The organism is Azohydromonas aeria (assembly GCF_009760915.1).
GTDB lineage: Bacteria > Pseudomonadota > Gammaproteobacteria > Burkholderiales > Burkholderiaceae_C > Azohydromonas > Azohydromonas aeria.
This window is the reverse complement of record NZ_VIDQ01000023.1, coordinates 30,402-47,188: the sequence shown is the minus strand read 5'-3', so window position 1 is coordinate 47,188 and position 16,787 is coordinate 30,402. Positions and strand designations below refer to the sequence as shown.

The 16,787-nt window shown below is 73.0% G+C and carries 16 protein-coding genes; 8 read left to right on the top strand and 8 right to left on the bottom strand.

Annotated elements, in window-relative coordinates; genetic code table 11:
• Positions 1-141 precede the first annotated feature (141 nt).
• The gene (locus FJ694_RS15385; protein ID WP_157268127.1) at positions 142-1,845 is read left to right on the top strand and encodes a SulP family inorganic anion transporter; all 1,704 of its coding nucleotides are present in this window, start codon (positions 142-144) and stop codon (positions 1,843-1,845) included.
• 9 nt (positions 1,846-1,854) lie between these two features.
• Here the strand turns inward: FJ694_RS15385 and FJ694_RS15380 are convergent, their stop codons facing one another.
• Both FJ694_RS15380 and bamE read right to left on the bottom strand, forming a co-directional pair.
• On the bottom strand, positions 1,855-2,781 hold the full coding sequence (locus FJ694_RS15380; RefSeq protein WP_157268126.1) for a CYTH domain-containing protein: 927 nt from the start codon (positions 2,779-2,781) through the stop codon (positions 1,855-1,857).
• A gap of 40 nt (positions 2,782-2,821) precedes the next feature.
• Positions 2,822-3,298, bottom strand: coding sequence for an outer membrane protein assembly factor BamE domain-containing protein (gene bamE / locus FJ694_RS15375; RefSeq protein WP_157268165.1), 477 nt, complete (start codon positions 3,296-3,298; stop codon positions 2,822-2,824).
• A 64-nt stretch (positions 3,299-3,362) separates the two neighbouring features.
• Between bamE and FJ694_RS15370 the strand changes: the two genes are divergently transcribed.
• The 4 genes from FJ694_RS15370 to FJ694_RS15355 all read left to right on the top strand — a co-directional run bounded on the left by FJ694_RS15370 (position 3,363) and on the right by FJ694_RS15355 (position 6,891).
• Entirely contained in the window at positions 3,363-3,566 is a 204-nt protein-coding gene (locus FJ694_RS15370) for a DUF3460 family protein (protein ID WP_157268125.1), read from the top strand.
• A gap of 36 nt (positions 3,567-3,602) precedes the next feature.
• Positions 3,603-4,586, top strand: coding sequence for a segregation and condensation protein A (locus FJ694_RS15365; protein ID WP_157268124.1), 984 nt, complete (start codon positions 3,603-3,605; stop codon positions 4,584-4,586).
• Between the two features lie 250 nt (positions 4,587-4,836).
• The gene (locus FJ694_RS15360; protein ID WP_157268123.1) at positions 4,837-5,778 is read left to right on the top strand and encodes a zinc ribbon domain-containing protein; all 942 of its coding nucleotides are present in this window, start codon (positions 4,837-4,839) and stop codon (positions 5,776-5,778) included.
• Between the two features lie 48 nt (positions 5,779-5,826).
• Complete coding sequence (locus tag FJ694_RS15355; protein WP_157268122.1) at positions 5,827-6,891, top strand: TAXI family TRAP transporter solute-binding subunit; 1,065 nt, start codon at positions 5,827-5,829, stop codon at positions 6,889-6,891.
• 85 nt (positions 6,892-6,976) lie between these two features.
• Here the strand turns inward: FJ694_RS15355 and FJ694_RS15350 are convergent, their stop codons facing one another.
• Positions 6,977-8,821 (bottom strand): ATP-binding protein, encoded by a 1,845-nt coding sequence (locus FJ694_RS15350; protein WP_232540050.1) that lies wholly within the window; start codon positions 8,819-8,821, stop codon positions 6,977-6,979.
• Between the two features lie 13 nt (positions 8,822-8,834).
• Entirely contained in the window at positions 8,835-9,563 is a 729-nt protein-coding gene (locus tag FJ694_RS15345) for a response regulator (protein ID WP_157268121.1), read from the bottom strand.
• Between the two features lie 177 nt (positions 9,564-9,740).
• Here FJ694_RS15345 and kefC point away from each other — a divergent pair, with 177 nt between their 5' ends.
• Entirely contained in the window at positions 9,741-11,618 is a 1,878-nt protein-coding gene (kefC, locus tag FJ694_RS15340; RefSeq protein WP_157268120.1) for a glutathione-regulated potassium-efflux system protein KefC, read from the top strand.
• Here the strand turns inward: kefC and FJ694_RS15335 are convergent.
• Complete coding sequence (locus tag FJ694_RS15335) at positions 11,581-12,342, bottom strand: sulfite exporter TauE/SafE family protein (protein WP_157268119.1); 762 nt, start codon at positions 12,340-12,342, stop codon at positions 11,581-11,583. The genes kefC and FJ694_RS15335 overlap by 38 nt on opposite strands.
• A gap of 81 nt (positions 12,343-12,423) precedes the next feature.
• On the opposite strand from FJ694_RS15335, the gene FJ694_RS15330 reads away from it, so the two are divergent.
• On the top strand, positions 12,424-13,089 hold the full coding sequence (locus FJ694_RS15330; protein ID WP_157268118.1) for a trimeric intracellular cation channel family protein: 666 nt from the start codon (positions 12,424-12,426) through the stop codon (positions 13,087-13,089).
• Positions 13,090-13,141: 52 nt separating this feature from the next.
• Positions 13,142-13,576 carry a DUF1841 family protein gene (locus tag FJ694_RS15325; RefSeq protein WP_157268117.1) on the top strand — a complete coding sequence of 145 codons (435 nt, stop codon included), beginning with the start codon at positions 13,142-13,144 and terminating at the stop codon, positions 13,574-13,576.
• 81 nt (positions 13,577-13,657) lie between these two features.
• On the opposite strand, the gene dxs is transcribed toward FJ694_RS15325, so the two are convergent.
• Genes dxs through xseB form a run of 3 tightly spaced genes read right to left on the bottom strand, consistent with a single transcriptional unit; the run spans position 13,658 to position 16,711 of the window.
• Positions 13,658-15,562, bottom strand: coding sequence for a 1-deoxy-D-xylulose-5-phosphate synthase (gene dxs / locus FJ694_RS15320; protein WP_157268116.1), 1,905 nt, complete (start codon positions 15,560-15,562; stop codon positions 13,658-13,660).
• A 16-nt stretch (positions 15,563-15,578) separates the two neighbouring features.
• Positions 15,579-16,472 carry a polyprenyl synthetase family protein gene (locus tag FJ694_RS15315; RefSeq protein WP_157268115.1) on the bottom strand — a complete coding sequence of 298 codons (894 nt, stop codon included), beginning with the start codon at positions 16,470-16,472 and terminating at the stop codon, positions 15,579-15,581.
• The gene (gene xseB, locus FJ694_RS15310; RefSeq protein WP_157268114.1) at positions 16,469-16,711 is read right to left on the bottom strand and encodes an exodeoxyribonuclease VII small subunit; all 243 of its coding nucleotides are present in this window, start codon (positions 16,709-16,711) and stop codon (positions 16,469-16,471) included. Before xseB ends, FJ694_RS15315 begins: the two co-directional genes overlap by 4 nt.
• Positions 16,712-16,787: the final 76 nt, after the last annotated feature.

Here is a 16,787-nt window from a genome sequence, read left to right as displayed (position 1 = left end):
CGCTGCGACGAAACAGCCCAGCCTGCTCAACCAGGTCTCGGGCCCGTCGCGGCGGCGCCGCTTCATCGCCCTGCGGCACCACTGCGGACCTCCGGTGGCGCGCTCTCCCCGCGCCCGCCCGCCCAGCATCACGGAGGTCCCATGCCCGCCCTGCACCCGTTCAAGCCGCGCCTCTTCCAGGCCCTGCGCGGCTACTCCCGGCAGCAACTCGTCGCCGACCTCGGCGCCGGCCTGACCGTCGGCATCGTCGCCCTGCCCCTGGCCATGGCCTTTGCCATCGCCAGCGGGCTGAAGCCCGAGCAGGGCATCTTCACCGCCGTCATCGCCGGCTTCCTGATCGCGGCGCTGGGCGGCTCGAACGTGCAGATCGGCGGGCCGGCCGGCGCCTTCATCGTCATCGTCTACGGCATCCAGGCGCAGTACGGGCTGGCCAACCTGATCATCGCCACCATGCTCGCCGGCGTGCTGCTGTTCCTGCTGGGGCTGCTGCGGCTGGGTGCCCTGGTGCGCTACATCCCGGTGGGCATCGTCATCGGCTTCACCAACGGCATCGCGGTGCTGATCGGGCTGTCGCAGCTCAAGGATTTCCTGGGCCTGCGCATCGAGAAGATGCCGGCCGACTTCTTCGCCCAGCTCGCCACGCTCTGGGCGCACATCGGCACCATCAACCTCGCGGCGCTGGCCCTGGGCCTGGGCAGCCTGGCGCTGGTGGTGGTGTGGCCCAAGTCCTACGCCATGCCCGCCGCGCCGGTGGGGCTGGCGCAGAAGGCCAGGCGGCTGGCGGCGCAGGTGCCGGGCACCGTCATCGCCCTGGTGCTGGCAACGCTGACGGCGCGCATCGTCGGGCTGGACGTGGAGACCATCGGCTCTCGCTTCGGCGGCATTCCGCAGTCGCTGCCCGACTTCGCGCTGCCCGCCTTCGACTGGGCCGGCGCCAAGCAGCTGCTGATGCCGACGCTGACCATCGCGCTGCTGGGCGCCATCGAGTCGCTGCTGTGCGCGCGCGTGGCCGACAACATGAGCGACCTGCCGCGCCACGACCCCAACCAGGAGCTGATGGCGCAGGGCGTCGCCAACTTCGTGACGCCGCTCTTCGGCGGCATGCCCGCCACCGGCACCATCGCGCGCACCTCGACCAACGTGCGCTCCGGCGCGCGCACGCCCGTGGCCGGCATGGTGCATGCGATCACGCTGCTGGCCATCGTGCTGGTGGCGGCGCCCCTGGCGGTGCACGTGCCGCTGTCGGCGCTGGCCGGCATCCTGCTGTTCGTGGCCTGGAACATGGGCGAGTGGCACGAGTTCGCGCGGCTGCGCCAGTTCAAGCTGCCCTACCGCACGGTGGTGCTGGGCAGCTTCGTGCTCACGGTGGTGTTCGACCTGACCGTGGCGGTGGAGGCGGGCCTGCTGATGGCCTGCGTGTTCTTCATCCTGCGCATGAGCGACCTGTTCCGCATCGAGCCGCTGGCCGTGCCGCAGGCGCCGCCGGGGGTGCAGGTGATGCAGGTCTACGGCGCGCTGTTCTTCGGCGCCGTGGGCAAGCTGGAGCCGCTGCCGGCGCAGCTGCCGCCGGGCACGCGCGCGCTGGTGCTGGAGATGCACCGCCTGGTGTCGCTGGACACCACCGGCGTGGACGCGCTGCTGCAGCTGGCGCGCGCGCTGCGCCGCCGCGGCATCGCGCTGGTGCTGGCCGACCTCAACGAGCAGCCGCTGTCGCTGATGCAGCGCGCGGGGCTGGAGGAGATCCTGGGGCCGGACTGCATCGTGCCGACGCTGGAGCGGGCGCTTGGGCGCTATGCCGACGAAGAGGCCGACAGCCACCTGCCCTCGGCCGTGGCGCCGGCCTGAACCGGCGCCTCAGCCCTGCGCCACCCCGATCAGCTCCAGCGCCAGCCGGTTGAAGCCCGGCGCGCGCACCAGCGCGCCGGCCCCGGACAGCGCCTGGGCCTCCTCGTGCGCCGCCACGGCGTCGAGCTGGGCCTGCAGCGACTGCAGCGCCGTGGCCTGGGGCAGCAGCGCGGCGGCGCGCAGCGCGTCCTGCACGCCGTCCCTCAGGGCCTGCAGGTGCTCGGCGTCGCCCAGGCCTTCGGCCAGCTCGCAGGCGTTGGCCAGCACCTGGCGCAGCGCCGAAGACAGCGTGTCGGGCTCCAGCCGCAGCGCCGGCACGCGCTGCAGGCCCCGCGCCAGGCGCTCGCCGCGCTCGGCCTTGCTGCGCACGTCCAGCCACAGGCCGTGGCGCAGCACGCCCTGCCCGGCCAGCGCCAGCAGCGCGTCCACCGGGCCCCTGACCAGTTCGTACTCCAGCTCGCACAGCGGCGCCTCGGCGCCGCCGGCGCTCAGCAGCCCCTCGTCGAGCGCCAGCTCGATCACGGCGTCGGCCTGGTCCAGCGCCAGCACGGTGCGGCGCACGTCGGTCTCGAAGGTGCAGCGCAGCTCGCCTAGTGCCGCCTCCAGCGCGCGGCGCAGCGCGGCGCCGGCGGGCGTGCCGTCGTGGCGCGCGGGCTCCAGCCGCGGCTCGGCGGCCACGAGGTCGGTCAGCGCCACCTCGTGCTCCAGGCGCTGCATCACGCCGTCGCCGCGGCCCTTGAGGGTCTGCACCCAGACGGCACCTTCGCGGCGCAGGCGCAGCGCCATGCCGGCGGCGGCCAGGGCGCGGTCGGGCGTGTCGAAGTAGCGCGCCTGCAGCCGCAGCGCCCGGCCGCCCGCGCCGGCCACCTCGGCGCGCACGGCGGCGCGGGCCTCGGACGGGATCTGGAACTTCAGCTCGGTCTCGGTGCTGCTCATGGCGCGGTCCTCGCGGGAAAGGCGTCCGGGGAGGGATCGGTCAGGGCCGGTCGCCGGGCAGCTCGTCGGTGCTGCCGGCGGACTGCACCCGCCCGTCCTGGTCGAAGGTGACGTTGAAGATCTTTTCCTGCTGGCCGTCGAGCCAGCGCCAGCTCCAGACCTCGGTCTGGCTCAGCCGGTAGGGCACGCGCTTGGCCGGGCGGCCCAGCAGGTCGCGCACCTCCTGCTGCGTCATGCCCGGCTGCACCTGCTGCAGGTAGCGCGGCGACAGCACCTGGCGCAGCGCGCTCATGCGCCCGTCGGGGCCGATGGTGATGAGGTAGTTCTGCCGCCCGGCGGGCTGGCGCGAGTACTCCAGCGTGCGCGAGCCGTCGCCGTCCTCGCGCACACGCTCGGGCTCGCCGAACTCGCGGCGCACGTCGGCCTCGGTCGCCAGGCCCTCTTCGAGCTTTGCGATGCGCTGCCCGTCGCATCCCGCCAACAACCACCCGATCATCGCCAGCATCGCTGCCTTCATCCACCGCAAGTCGGGACTCCTCGAAAGTTAAAATGCAGGGTTCCCACCATTGTCCCGCCGCGCCATGCCTCTCTTCTGGAAGCCCTACAAGTCCGAATTCACCCAGTTCCTGGACGAGCTCAAGGCCAAGAACCCGCAGATGGAAGCGCAGCAGCGCGCCGGCCGCGCCCTGCTGTGGGACCGCCCGCAGGACCGCGAGGCCACCGCGCAGTGGCGCGAGGCGCGCGTGCCGCAGCAACCCTACGTCTACCAGAACAAGGGCAAGTGAGCCCGGCGGCGACGGCCGCCGCCAGCAGCACCATCGATGGCCGAACCCGCCTCCCTCCTGACCCCCGACGCCCCCGCCGCCGCGCCTGCCGCCGCGGCGCCCGGGCATCCGTCTCCCCACGTTCCCGACCTTCCCGACGCGCCGCCGCCTGACGGCGTGGACGCCGCCGGCGCCGCCGCCGCCGATGCCGCGGTGGCCTCGGCCGTGGCGCGCCTCTACGGCGAGCCGCTGTTCAAGTTGCCGCAGGACCTCTACATCCCGCCCGACGCGCTGGAGGTGGTGCTGGAGGCCTTCGAAGGCCCGCTGGACCTGCTGCTCTACCTGATCCGGCGCCAGAACTTCAACATCCTCGACATCCCGCTGGCCGAGGTCACGCGCCAGTACCTGGGCTACGTCGAGGAGATCCGCCGCCGCAACCTGGAGCTCGCCAGCGAGTATTTGCTCATGGCGGCGATGCTCATCGAGATCAAGAGCCGGCTGCTGCTGCCGCCGCCCAGGAGCGAGGACGGCAGCGAGCCCGAGGACCCGCGCGCCGAGCTCGTGCGCCGGCTGCTGGAATACGAGCAGATGAAGGCCGCGGCGGCGCGCATCGACGCGCTGCCCACGCTTGGGCGCGACTTCATGGCGGCGCAGGTGGCCATCGAGGAGGCGCTGGAGCGGCCGCTGCCGCAGGTGCGCCCGGAGGACCTGCGCGACGCCTGGCTGGCCATCGTGCGCCGCGCCAGGCTCAACCAGAGCCACACCATCACGCGCGAGCAGCTCTCGGTGCGCGAGCACATGAGCATCGTGCTGCGCCGGCTGCGCGAGCGGCGCTACCTGGAGTTCGAGGCGCTGTTCGACGTCAAGCGCGGCATGCCGGTGCTGGTGGTGACCTTCGTCGCCATGCTGGAGCTCGCGCGCGAGCGGCTGCTGGAGATCACGCAGGCCGAGGCCTTCGCGCCGATCTACGTGCGCCTGGCCGCGCCCAGGCCGGCCGGCGACACGGCCGACGGCGCGGCCGAGGCGCCGGACGCCGAATAGCGGCCGGGCGGCGTCCTGGCCAGGGGCCGCACCCGGGCCGGGGGTGCCTCGACACAGGGGCGCGCCCGGCTTGTCCTCCCCCCGATGGGCGACTTAAGCTCCCCTCGAACGGGGGGTAGCGGCACTGCGGCACGGTGGTGGACGCATACCCTTCCCGGGCCATGTCGAGCGATGTGGCGAGGGACGCCGACCGGCGGCGACTGGAGCCCGGGCCGTGGGGCAAGACCCGGCCGGGAGGGACTTGCCAATCATGCCCACTGCACCATCCGCATCCTGGGTGGCCGAATGCGCCGCCTGCCATCACAGCAACCCGGCGCGGGCCCATTTCTGCAGTGTCTGCGGCGCGCCGCTGCACTCGCCGGCCGCGGCGGCCGCCAAGGCCACGTCGCAGGCCGGCGCCGCGGCGCCGGAGACCGGCACCGGCGAGATGGCCGAGCCCAAGGGCTTCATGCTGCATTTCAACGACGACAACACCCTGGCCATCGCGCCGCGCTACACCGCGCGCGACCCCGGCGATGCCGAGCTGGACGCGCCGCCTGCCGCGGGCCATGGGTCCCGCGCCGGCATGGAGCAGGCCTCGCCCCCCCACGCCCGCCACGAAGCGCGCCCGGCCGCGGGCGCCACCGCCCCGCAGGCGCATGCCGAGTTCCATTTCAGCCTGCCCGGGCCGCAATCCCAGGGCGGCGCGCCGGCCGCGCTGCCCGTGCCGGCGGCGCGCGGCGGCAGCAGCACCTGGTCCACGGCCACCGTGGCCGGCGCCATGCTGGCGCTGACGGCGCTGGTGGGCTCGGGCGCCTACCTGCTCGGCCGCAGCAGCGCCAACGCGCCGGTGGCCATCGGTGGCGAGGCCGCGCAGCCGGCGCTGGCGACCGCCGCGGCGCTGGGCAGCGTGTCCGGCACGGGCGTGGTGCCGCTGGTGCCGCGGCTGCCGGTCACGGCCACGCCGCCCGCGGGCGACAGCCTGGCGCAGGCGCAGCAGGCGCTGGCGCTGGCCGATGCCGCCACCGGCCGCGGCGCGGTCGCGCCGCTGGCGCCGGCCCTGCAGCCGCGCACGCCGGCCCCGGCCCCGGCCGCGCCCGCGCAGCGGGCCGCCACGGCCACAGCCATCGCCCCGGCCGCGCCGGCGGCGCGCGCCCCGGGCTCCACGCCCTGCAACGCCACCGTGGCGGCCCTGGGGCTGTGCGAGCCCTGAGCCGCTGATCGATTCCGGACACAGAGATCACAACGGGAGGAAGCACTCATGCGCATCGTCCGCATCGCCGTCGCCCTGGCCTGCACCTGGGCCGCGCTGGCCGCCCAGGCGGCGGCCGTGGAATACAAGATCGTCACCGCCTCGGAGCGCGGCACCTACATCCAGATCGGCCGCGACCTGGCGCGCTTCGTCGCGCCGGAAGCCGATATCGCGCTGGAGGCGCTGCCCTCGGCCGGGTCGTCGGAGAACGTGATGCGGCTGCGCAGCGAGCCCGGCGTGAAGCTGGCGCTGGTGCAGTCCGACGTCTACCAAGCCTTCCTCGACAAGGCCACGGCCGGCAACCCCCAGGCCGCCGAGACCATCCGTCCGCTGCGCGTGGTCATGCCGCTCTACAACGAGGAGATCTACTTCATCACCCGCGCCGACTCGCCGCTGCAAAGCGTGCACGAGATCCGCGACGCCCGCATCAACGTCGGCCCGCTGCTCAGCGGCACGGCGCTGTCGGCCACCACGCTGTACAAGCAGATGTTCGGCAAGCCGCTGCCCGACGGCCAGGCCAGCTACCTCAGCAACGAGGACGCGCTGGTCAAGCTCACCGTGGACAAGAGCATCGACGTGGTCGTGGCCGTGGCCGGGCAGCCGGCCAAGCTGCTGGTGGACATGAAGCCCGAGGCGCGCCAGCTCATCCGGCTACTCAAGTTCGACGCCAGCCATCCCGCCAGCAAGGCCGCGCTGCAGACCTACTTCCCCTCCGTCATCAAGGCCAGCAACTACCCCAACCTGCTGCCCGAGGACGTGCCCGGCGTGGCCGTGAAGGCCTTCCTCGTCACTTACAACTTCGCGCCCTCGGCCACCAGCAGCTTCTATCTCAACCGCTTCGCGCGCTCGCTGTGCCGCAACTTCCCCACGCTGCAGGCCGAGGGGCATCCGAAGTGGAAGGAGGTCACGCTGGCGCTGCCGCCGCTGGGCAAGGGCTGGAGCTACTACGCGCCCATGGCGCGCGAGATGAGCGCCTGCATGGGCGAGCAGCAGCAGGCCGCCGCGCCCCGCCCCGTCACGCCGGTGAACGCGCAGTGCGCGCAGCAGGACCGCATCCTGGGGCTGTGCAAGTAGCGCCGGCCGGCCGCCTGGACCTCCGGTGAAGCAGTGAAAAGGCCGCCCCTTCGGGCGGCCTTCGTCCTTGCGGCTTGAGCCGGTTTCAGCGCTGGTTGAGCTTGAAGCCGATCATGGCGCGCAGCTTGTTGGGCAGCACCGGCTTGATGAGCAGGTGGAAGTCGTGCGTGTCGGCCTCCTTCTCGTGGCCGCTGAGGCTGCTGCCGGTGATGACGATGGCCGGCAGCCGCTCGCTGGGCCAGCGCCGGCGGATGGCGTCCAGCGCCTCCAGCCCGGTGCGCGCCTCGGGCAGCCGGTAGTCCACGATCAGCAGGTCCGGGCGCGGCGGCGCGACACTGGCGGCCCAGGCCTCGGCCGTGCCCACGCTGTCGAAGTCGAGCACGTCGGCGCCCCAGGCCTTGAGCAGCACGGTGAGGCCCTCGCGCACCGCGGGCTCGTCCTCCACCACCACCACCAGCCGGCCCTGCAGGCTCAGGCCCAGCGGCATCTTCGGGCTGACCTCCACCGGCGTGGCCGTGGGCGCGGGCACCACGCCGGGATCGACCTCCAGGCTGAAGACGGTGCCGTGGCCCACGCGCGAGCGCACCGTCAGCGGCGCGCCCATCAGGTCGGCCAGCCGCTTGACGATGGCCAGGCCCAGCCCCAGGCCCTTGCGCTGGTGCGGCTCCAGCGGGCGCTGGCTGCTGTGCACCTGGAAGAACTCGTCGAAGATGCGCGGCAGGCTCTGCTCGCTGATGCCGATGCCGCTGTCCCAGACCTGCAGCAGCAGCCGGTTGCCGCGGCGGCGGCAGCTCACCAGCACGCCGCCGTCCTCGGTGTAGCGGATGGCGTTGCTCACCAGGTTGCGCAGGATGCGCTCCAGCACCACCGGGTCGGCATGCAGCACGTGCTGCTCGCCGCGGAAGGTCAGCGCCAGGCCCTTCTCGAAGGCGGTGGGCTCGAAGTGCAGGCGCAGCCGCGCGAACACCTCGCGCAGCCGCACCGGCGCGGGCTTGACCTCCACGCCGCCGGTGTCGATGCGGGTGATGTCGAGCAGCTCGCCGAAGAGGCCCTCCAGCGCATCCACGCTCTCGTTGATGCTGTTGACCAGCGCGGCCACGTCGGGGTCGTGGCAGCGCTGGCGCAGCGTCTCGGCAAAGAGCCCCATGGCGTGCAGCGGCTGGCGCAGGTCGTGGCTGGCGGCGGCGAAGAACTGCGTCTTGGCGCGGCTGGCGGCCTCGGCGGCGCGGCGCGCGTCCTCGGCGGCGGCCTTTTCCACGCGCAGCTGCGCGGCGAGCTGGTCGGTGCGCAGCTTGAGCTCGATGGCCTGCGCCAGCGCGCTGCGGTAGGTGCGGGCCATGAGCCACACCGCGCCGAACAGGATGCACATGATCAACGCCAGCTGCAGCCGGAACGGGTGGCCCATGTCCGTGGCCACGCGCGCCACGGTGGGCAGCAGCACCAGGCACAGGAAGGCCACGAACAGCCGCGGCTGCCCGGCGAGCATCTGCACCGAGCCGACGCAGTAGCTGTAGATGATCAGCAGCAGCGCCACCTGGTGCGGCGGCGAGGTGGGAATCCAGAACATCCATGCCGCCAGGCCCCAGCAGCTGCCCAGCAGCAGCGCCAGCACGCGCCAGCTCTGGCGCCAGGCCAGCAGCGTCGCGTCGTCGGCGTCGGGCTGGCGCAGGAAGCGCAGGTAGTGCGCCAGCCGCGTGCTCCACAGCACCGCCATGACGGCGACCCAGCCGTAGAGCCGCAGCGGCTCGGCCACGCCGCTGAAGAAGCTCACCACCAGCACCACGCCCACCAGGTTGCCTGCCAGCGTGGCCGGCGTCTGGGTGTAGAGCGCGCGCGCGTGCTCCAGTTGCCGCGCCTGCGGCGAGGGCGCGGTGGCGGCGGCGGCAGGCGGCGCCGCGGCAAGGGCGCGCGTGGGCAGCACGGTGCTCACCAGCGCGGCCTGCTCAGTAGCGCGTAGGCGGCGTGGTGGCCGCGGCGCTCTGCTGCATGCGGCTCACGGCCAGCACGGCCTGCGTGCGCGTGCTCACGTCGAGCACGCGCAGCACCGCCGCCACGTGGTCCTTGACGGTTTCCACCGACAGGTTGAGCTCGCGCGCGATGAGCTTGTTGGGCAGGCCCTGCAGCAGCTTGCCCAGCACCTCGTTCTGCCGCGGCGTGAGGCCGGCGACGTTGGGCACGGCGGGCAGCCCGCCGGAGGTCCCCGGCGCGCCGGCCGACGGCTGCAGCCGCGGCTGCAGCAGCGGCGCGGGCTCATGCGCGGCCGGCGCCGGGCCGCCCAGGCCCGCGGACACCGGCGGCACGAAGATGCCGCCCGACATCACCAGGCGCAGCGCCTCGAACAGCAGCTCGTTGGAGGCGCGCTTGGGCACGAAGCCCATGGCGCCCAGGTCGATGGCGCGCAGCACGTCGGCGGCGCGGTCGGTGCCCGACACCACCACCACCGGCAACGCCGGGTGGTCGCGGCGCATCTCGGTCAGCACCTCGAAGCCGTCGGCGTCGCCGAGCTGCAGGTCCAGCAGCATCAGGTCGTAATCGGCATCCTCGGACAGCCGCTGCCGCAACTCGCGCGCGCTGGCCGCGGTGGTCACGCTCACGTCGCTGCCGAGCCCCTTGATGACGCCCTGCAAGGCCGAAAGGATCAACGGATGGTCATCCACGAGCAGCACTTTCATCACCGGTCTCCGCAGCAAGAACAAGCCACAGCGTAGCGCTGCGTTGCGAGAGTAACAGTCACAACCGGTTACCGGCAGTGCCTGGGCTATCGTGGCGGCTTGCCCTTGTTGAGGTTGCCCGACGATGTATCGACCGCCGCTGCCCGCCGTCCTCCCCCTTCCTGTCGGGAGCCCGTGATGGCGGCGGTGGAACATGCCGCGAGCTCCGGCGGCTGGCTGCTGTCGAGCCTGGTGTACCTGGGCGCGGCGGTGGTGGCGGTGCCGCTGGCGCGGCGCCTGGGGCTGGGCTCGATCCTAGGCTACCTGGGCGCGGGCATCGCCGTCGGGCCCTGGGGGCTGGACGTGGCCGGCGACGCGCAGGCGATCCTGCACTTCTCCGAGTTCGGTGTGGTGCTGATGCTGTTCCTGGTCGGCTTGGAGCTGGAGCCGCGGCGGCTGTGGGCGCTGCGCCGACCGATCTTCGGCTGGGGCAGCGTGCAGCTGGTGGGCTCGGCGGCGCTGATCGCCGCGGCGGCCATGCTGCTGGCCGGCGTGCCCGGACGCATGGCGCTCATTGCCGCGCTGGGGCTGGCGCTGTCGTCCACCGCCATCGGGCTGACCGAGCTGGCCGAGCGCAACCTCAAGGACACCGCCGCAGGCCAGGGCGTGCTGGGCGTGGCGCTGCTGCAGGACATCGCCGCCATCCCGATCCTGGCACTGATCCCGCTGCTGGCCGGCACGCCGCACCAGGAGGTGCATGCCGAGGGCTGGGCCGGCTGGCCCGCGGCGCTGCGCGCGGCGCTCGTCATCGCCGGCGTGGTGCTGGGCGGGCGGCTGCTGCTGCGCCCGCTGCTGCGCTGGACCGCGCGCAGCCGCACGCCGGAGGTGTTCACCGCCGCGTCGCTGCTGCTGGTGGTGGCCACCGCGGCGCTGATGCAGGCCGCGGGGCTGTCGATGGCGCTGGGCGCCTTCCTCGCCGGCGTGCTGCTGGCCGACAGCGAGTACCGGCGCCAGCTCGAGACCGACCTGGAGCCCTTCAAGGGGCTGCTGCTGGGCCTGTTCTTCATGGCCGTGGGCATGGGCGTGGACTTCGCCGTGGTGATGGCGCGCCCGCTGGCGCTGGCCGCGGTGGTGCTGGCCTTCGTGGCGCTCAAGGCGCTGCTGCTCACCGCCATGACGCTGCCGATGCGGCTGCCGCCGGCCGAGCGCCCGGTGTTCGTGCTGCTGCTGGCGCAGGGCGGCGAGTTCGGCTTCGTGGTGTTCCAGGCCGCGGCGCAGCGCGGGGTGATGGACGCGGGCACGGCCTCGCTGCTGGTGGCGGCGGTGGCGCTGTCGATGGCGCTGACGCCGCTGCTGCTCAAGGCCAGCGACCGCTGGCTGTGCCCGCGCCTGGCGCGAGGGCGCGACACCGCGGCGCTGCCGCAGCTCGAGGAACCGCAGCAGGCGCCGGTGATCATCGCGGGCTTCGGCCGCTACGGCCAGGTGGTGGGCCGGCTGCTGGCGGCGCAGGGCCTCTCGGCCACGGTGCTGGAGCATGACGCCGACCAGGTCGAGACGGTGCGGCGCTTCGGCTGGCGCGTGTTCTTCGGCGACGCGACGCGGCTGGACCTGCTGCGCACCGCCGGCGCGGCCCAGGCGCGCGTGATCGTGGTGGCCATCGACGACGTGGCGCAGAGCCTGGCGGTGGTGGACCTGGTGCGTCAGAACTTCCCGCAGTTGCAGGTCGTTGCCCGTGCACGCAACGTCACCCACTACTACGGGCTGCGCGCCCGCGGCGTGACGCTCATCGAGCGCGAGACCTTCGACGCCGCGCTCGCGAGCGCGCGCAGCGTGCTGGAGCTCATGGGCTACGACCCGGCCCACGCCGGCGAGCAGGCCCGGCGCTTTCGCGAGCACAGCATCGAGCTGCTGGAGCAGATGGCGCCGCACTTCGGCGACGAGCAGCGCCTCATCGCCATGGCGCGCCAGGGCCGCGAGCAGCTGGAGGCGCTGTGGGCACGCGAGCGCGCCGAGCGCGCCGAGGCCGCGGCGGCGGCGCTCAAGCCAGCGCGTCCCACACCAGCTTCACCCCCGTGAGCAGCATCCCGATCGAGAACAGCGCGTAGAACACGCGCTGCGAGATGCGCCGCACCACGTGCACGCCCAGCCACACGCCCACGGGCGCCAGCGGCATGAGCACCAGCGAGGTGGCCAGGTTGCGCAGGTCGATCAGGCCGAGCCAGGCGTAGGGAATCCACTTCGAGGCGTTGACCGCGGCGAAGAACACCGCCGCAGTGGCCGTGAACTGCACGGGCGTGAGGCGCAGCGGCAGCAGGTAGAAGGCCACCGGCGGCCCGCCCGCGTGCGCCACGAAGCTGGTGAAGCCCGAGGTCAGGCCGAGCACGAAGCCCAGCCAGCGCGGTGGCGGCGGCGCGTCGGCGCGCGGCGGGAAGAACCAGCGGATGGCCAGGAACGCCAGCGTAATGGCACCCACCAGCCCGGCCACCACCTTGGCCGACAGCAGGTTGAACAGCAGCGTGCCCAGCACCGTGCCGAGCAGCCCCGCGGGCAGCAGCAGCCGGATCAGGCTGCGGTCGAACTCGCGCAGGAACACCGCCAGCCCCAGCGCGTCCATCACCGCCAGCAGCGGCAGCATGATCGCCGCGGCCTGCGGCACCGGCACGGCCAGCGCCATCAGCGGCACCGCCAACGCGCCGAAGCCCGCGCCGAAGCCACTCTTGGCCAGGCCCATGAGCAGCACCGCCGGCACCGCCACGGCGTAGAAGGCCGGGTCGTCGATCACCGGGGGCAGCGGCGGCATGGCGAGTCCGGTTCGATGGCCCCAAAGGCGGGGCGAACGCCGCGGCGACAATGCGCGCCGCGGCGTGGAGGCTGAAACGACATGGGGAAACTTCCGGACTGGTGGGGCGCATTGTCCACGGCGCAACTGGCCATCGAGATCGTGGCGACGCTGGCCTTCGCGCTGTCCGGCCTGGTCGAGGCCGCGCGCAAGCGGCTCGACGTGGTGGGCATGTGCGTGGTGGCCGGGCTCACGGCGTTTGGCGGCGGCACGCTGCGCGACGTGCTGCTGGACCGCCGGCCCTTCTTCTGGGTGCAGCACGCGGGCTGGGTCTGGGTGCTGCTGGCGCTGGCCGTGGGCGCGATGTTCTTCATGCGCGCGCACCACCTGCGCCCCACCGAGCGCGCCATGCTGTGGCCCGACGCGCTGGGGCTGGGCCTGTTCGCCGCCAGCGGCACGCAGATCGCGCTGCAGGCGCAGGTGCCCGCCCTCATCGCCGTGGTCATGGGCGTGATGACGGCCACCTTCGGCGGCGTGCTGCGCGACATCGTGTGCAACCAGATCCCGGCCGCCTTCAGCGACCACCGCCCCTATGCCGTGCTGGCCTTCGCCGGCGGCTGGGCGGTGGTGGCGGTGCAGGCCACGGGCGGCACCGACGAGGCCGCGCTGGCCGCCGGCGCGATCACGGCCAGCAGCCTGCGGCTGCTGGCGCTGCAGCGCGACTGGCGCGTGCCGGCCTGGCGCAGCGACGACGACGGCCCGGCCTGACTGCGAAGCCTGCGGCCCGGCCCGGGGCATGCGCGGGCGCGACAATCGCGGGATGTTCCAACCTTCCCAACACGACGTGCGCCGCTTCTTCTGCGAGGTCTGGCGCAAGCACCGCGAAGGCAGCGTGCTCACCCCGATGGAAGCCGTGGCCGCGCCCTGGGTGGCCGAGCACCCGGAGTACCACGCCGAGCTCGGCGACGTGGACGCGGCGCTGGCCGCCGACTACAAGGTCGAGGACGGGCGCGTGAACCCCTTCCTGCACCTGTCCATGCACCTGTCCATCACCGAGCAGGTCGCCATCGACCAGCCCAGCGGCATCAAGCAGGCTTTCGGGCTGCTCGCGGCCAAGCTGGGCTCGGCCCACGAGGCGCACCACGAGATGATGGAATGCCTGGGCGAAATGATCTGGGCCTCGCAGCGCTCCGGGCTGCCGCCGGACGGGCAGGCTTACCTGGAGTGCGTGCGCAAGAGGGCGACGACGCGCTGAAAGCCAGGCCGAAGACCCTGTTTGCTGCATTGCAGCAAAAAATGCCGGTCGCGGCACGGCGACCGGCGTGCGCCGGGCTGGTCAGCTGTTGACGGCCACCGCCGAGGCCACCAGCGCCGGCTTCGGGCCGAAGCGCTTGAGCACCGACTGCTCGATGCCCGCGGCGTCCAGGCCGACCAGGGACAGCAGCCTGGCCGGGTCGCCATGCTCGATGAACCGGTCGGGCAGGCCCAGCGCCAGAACCGGCGTGTCCAGCCCCGCGGCCTGCAACGCCTCCATCACGGCCGCGCCGGCGCCGCCCATCACGCACCCCTCCTCCACCGTCACGAGAGCGTCGTGGGTGCATGCCAGCTCGGCCACGAGCGCGGCATCCAGCGGCTTGACGAAGCGCATGTTCGCCACCGTGGCGTCGAGCTTCTCGGCGGCTTCGAGCGCCGGGTACAGCAGCGTGCCGAAGGCCAGGATGGCGATGCGCTGGCCGCGGCGGCGCACCTCGCCCCGGCCCCACTCCCACTGCGCGAAGCCCGGCTGCACGGCGCGGCCCACGCCGGCGCCGCGCGGGTAACGCACGGCCACGGGGTGGTCCTGCGCGAAGGCGGTGGACAGCGCGGTGCGGCACTCGTCCTCGTCGGCAGGCGCCAGCAGGCTGACGTTGGGAATGCAGCGCAGGTAGGCGATGTCGTAGGCGCCGGCGTGCGTGGCGCCGTCGGCGCCCACCAGCCCGGCGCGGTCGAGCGCGAGCACCATCGGCAGCTTCTGCAGCGCCACGTCGTGGATGAGCTGGTCGTAGCCGCGCTGCAGGAAGGTGGAATAGATCGCCACCACCGGCTTCAATCCCTCGCAGGCCAGGCCGGCGGCGAAGGTCACGGCATGCTGCTCGGCGATGCCGACGTCGAAGTAGCGCGCAGGGAAGCGCTGGTGGAACTCGACCATGCCGGAGCCCTCGCGCATGGCCGGGGTGATGGCCACGAGCTTGGGATCGGCCTCGGCCATGTCGCACAGCCACTGGCCGAAGACCTGGGTGAAGGTCGGCTTCGGCGGCGTGGCCGGCTTGACCAGGCCCAGCGCCGGGTCGAACTTGCCGGGGCCGTGGTAAGCGATCGGGTCGGCCTCGGCGAGCTTGTAGCCATAGCCCTTCTTCGTGACCACGTGCAGGAACTGCGGGCCCTTCTTGTCGCGCAGGTTCTCCAGCGTGGGGATCAGCGCGTCGAGGTCGTGGCCGTCGATGGGGCCGACGTAGTTGAAGCCGAACTCCTCGAAGATCGTGCCGGGGATCACCATGCCCTTGGCATGCTCCTCCAGCCGGCGCGCGAGCTCCAGCAGCGGCGGCGCATTCTTGAGCACGCTCTTGGCGCCCTCGCGCGCCACGGCGTAGAACTTGCCGCTCATCAGCCGCGCCAGGTACTTGTTGAGCGCGCCCACGGGCGGGCTGATCGACATGTCGTTGTCGTTGAGCACCACCAGCATGTTGGCCGGCACGCCCGCGTGCGGCACGCCGGCGTTGTTCAGCGCCTCGAAGGCCATGCCCGCGGTCATGGCGCCGTCGCCGATGATGGCCACGGCATGGCGGTGCTCGCCCTTGAGCTGCGCGGCCAGCGCCATGCCCAGCGCCGCGGAGATCGAGGTGGAGCTGTGCGCGGTGCCGAAGGTGTCGTACTCGCTCTCGTCGCGGCGCGGGAAGCCGCTGATGCCGCCGAGCTGGCGCAGCGTGGCCATGGCCTCGCGCCGCCCGGTGAGGATCTTGTGCGGGTAGGTCTGGTGGCCCACGTCCCACACCAGGCGGTCGCGCGGGGTGTCGAACACGGCGTGCAGCGCGATGGTGAGCTCGACCGTGCCGAGGTTGCTGGACAGGTGCCCGCCGGTGCGGCTGACGCTCTGCAGCAGGAAGTCGCGCAACTCGTGCGCCAGCAGCTTGAGCTCCGCGCGCGAGAGGCGGCGCAGGTCGGCCGGGGCGTTGATGGTTTCGAGCAGGGGATGGGCGTTCATCGATGCGGAAGGGGGCTCAGCTGTCGCGGTCCACGACCTTGTCGGCCAGCGCCGCGAGCCGCGCGGTGTTGGCCAGTCCCGAGCGCGCCAGCGCCGCCTGGGCCTGGTCGCGCAGCTCGGCGGCATGGCGCCGGGCCGCGTCCAGGCCCAGCACCGAGACGTAGGTCGGCTTGTTGTCGTGCAGGTCCTTGCCGGCGGTCTTGCCCAGGGTGTGCGACTCCTGCGTCACGTCGAGGATGTCGTCCACCACCTGGAAGGCCAGGCCCAGCGCCGCGCCGTAGTCGGCCAGCGCCGCCAGCGCCGCGGGGGCTGCGTCGCCGCAGGCCGCGCCCATGAGCACGCTGACCTGCAGCAGCGCGCCGGTCTTGCGCCGGTGCATGTCGCGCAGGGCGGCCTCGTCGAGCGGGCGGCCCACGCTGGCCAGGTCGATGGCCTGGCCGCCGGCCATGCCGGCGTGGCCCGCGGCGCGCGCCAGCAGCGCGCACAGCCGCGCCTGCAGCGCCGGCTCGACGCTGCCGTCCTGCGGCGTGAGCACCTCGAAGGCCAGCGCCTGCATCGCGTCGCCGGCCAGCATGGCCTGGGCCTCGCCGTAGCGCACGTGCACCGTGGGCTTGCCGCGGCGCAGCACGTCGTTGTCCATGCAGGGCAGGTCGTCGTGCACCAGCGAGTAGGCGTGGATCAGCTCCACCGCCACGGCCGCGCGCAGCGCCGCGGCGCGCGCGCCGCCCACGGCCTCGCAGGCCGCCAGCACCAGCAGCGGGCGCAGCCGCTTGCCGCCGTCGAGCACGCCGTAGCGCATGGCCTCGCCCAGCCCCGCCGGGGCGTCCATGGGCACCCAGGCCTGCAGCGCGGACTCGACCTCGTCGAGCACCGACTGCACCCAGTCGTTCAATGTCACGGTGTCCTTCATGCGCCCGTCCAGGGCTTGAGCTGCCCGTCTTCGAGCAGCTTGACCTGCTCCTCCACGGCCTGCAGCCGGCCGCGGCACAGCGCCAGCAGCTCGGCGCCACGCTTGTAGCTGTCGAGCAGCCGGTCCAGCGGCAGCTGGCCGTCTTCCATGGCTTGCACCAGGCGCTCCAGCTCGGCCAGCGCGTCCTCGTAGCTGGCGGGCGCGGCGGATGTGTTGTCGGGGGCAGGCGGGCGCGGCATTTCGTAAAGCGAAAAAAGCGAGGGTTGATTGTAGTCAGGGCGCCTTGCGCAGCCCTGGCACGGGGCGTCCAACCCT

What these genes read in the sequence shown, in the direction of transcription:
- FJ694_RS15370 (WP_157268125.1), top strand. Translation starts at nt 3,363, where the DNA reads ATGCCTCTCTTCTGGAAGCCCTACAAGTCCGAATTCACCCAGTTCCTG.
- FJ694_RS15355 (WP_157268122.1), top strand. Translation starts at nt 5,827, where the DNA reads ATGCGCATCGTCCGCATCGCCGTCGCCCTGGCCTGCACCTGGGCCGCG.
- FJ694_RS15335 (WP_157268119.1), bottom strand. Translation starts at nt 12,342, where the DNA reads ATGCCGCCGCTGCCCCCGGTGATCGACGACCCGGCCTTCTACGCCGTG.
- FJ694_RS15325 (WP_157268117.1), top strand. Translation starts at nt 13,142, where the DNA reads ATGTTCCAACCTTCCCAACACGACGTGCGCCGCTTCTTCTGCGAGGTC.
- dxs (WP_157268116.1), bottom strand. Translation starts at nt 15,562, where the DNA reads ATGAACGCCCATCCCCTGCTCGAAACCATCAACGCCCCGGCCGACCTG.
- FJ694_RS15380 (WP_157268126.1), bottom strand. Translation starts at nt 2,781, where the DNA reads ATGAGCAGCACCGAGACCGAGCTGAAGTTCCAGATCCCGTCCGAGGCC.
- bamE (WP_157268165.1), bottom strand. Translation starts at nt 3,298, where the DNA reads ATGAAGGCAGCGATGCTGGCGATGATCGGGTGGTTGTTGGCGGGATGC.
- FJ694_RS15360 (WP_157268123.1), top strand. Translation starts at nt 4,837, where the DNA reads ATGCCCACTGCACCATCCGCATCCTGGGTGGCCGAATGCGCCGCCTGC.
- FJ694_RS15315 (WP_157268115.1), bottom strand. Translation starts at nt 16,472, where the DNA reads ATGAAGGACACCGTGACATTGAACGACTGGGTGCAGTCGGTGCTCGAC.
- FJ694_RS15365 (WP_157268124.1), top strand. Translation starts at nt 3,603, where the DNA reads ATGGCCGAACCCGCCTCCCTCCTGACCCCCGACGCCCCCGCCGCCGCG.
- FJ694_RS15345 (WP_157268121.1), bottom strand. Translation starts at nt 9,563, where the DNA reads ATGAAAGTGCTGCTCGTGGATGACCATCCGTTGATCCTTTCGGCCTTG.
- FJ694_RS15330 (WP_157268118.1), top strand. Translation starts at nt 12,424, where the DNA reads ATGGGGAAACTTCCGGACTGGTGGGGCGCATTGTCCACGGCGCAACTG.
- FJ694_RS15385 (WP_157268127.1), top strand. Translation starts at nt 142, where the DNA reads ATGCCCGCCCTGCACCCGTTCAAGCCGCGCCTCTTCCAGGCCCTGCGC.
- kefC (WP_157268120.1), top strand. Translation starts at nt 9,741, where the DNA reads ATGGCGGCGGTGGAACATGCCGCGAGCTCCGGCGGCTGGCTGCTGTCG.
- xseB (WP_157268114.1), bottom strand. Translation starts at nt 16,711, where the DNA reads ATGCCGCGCCCGCCTGCCCCCGACAACACATCCGCCGCGCCCGCCAGC.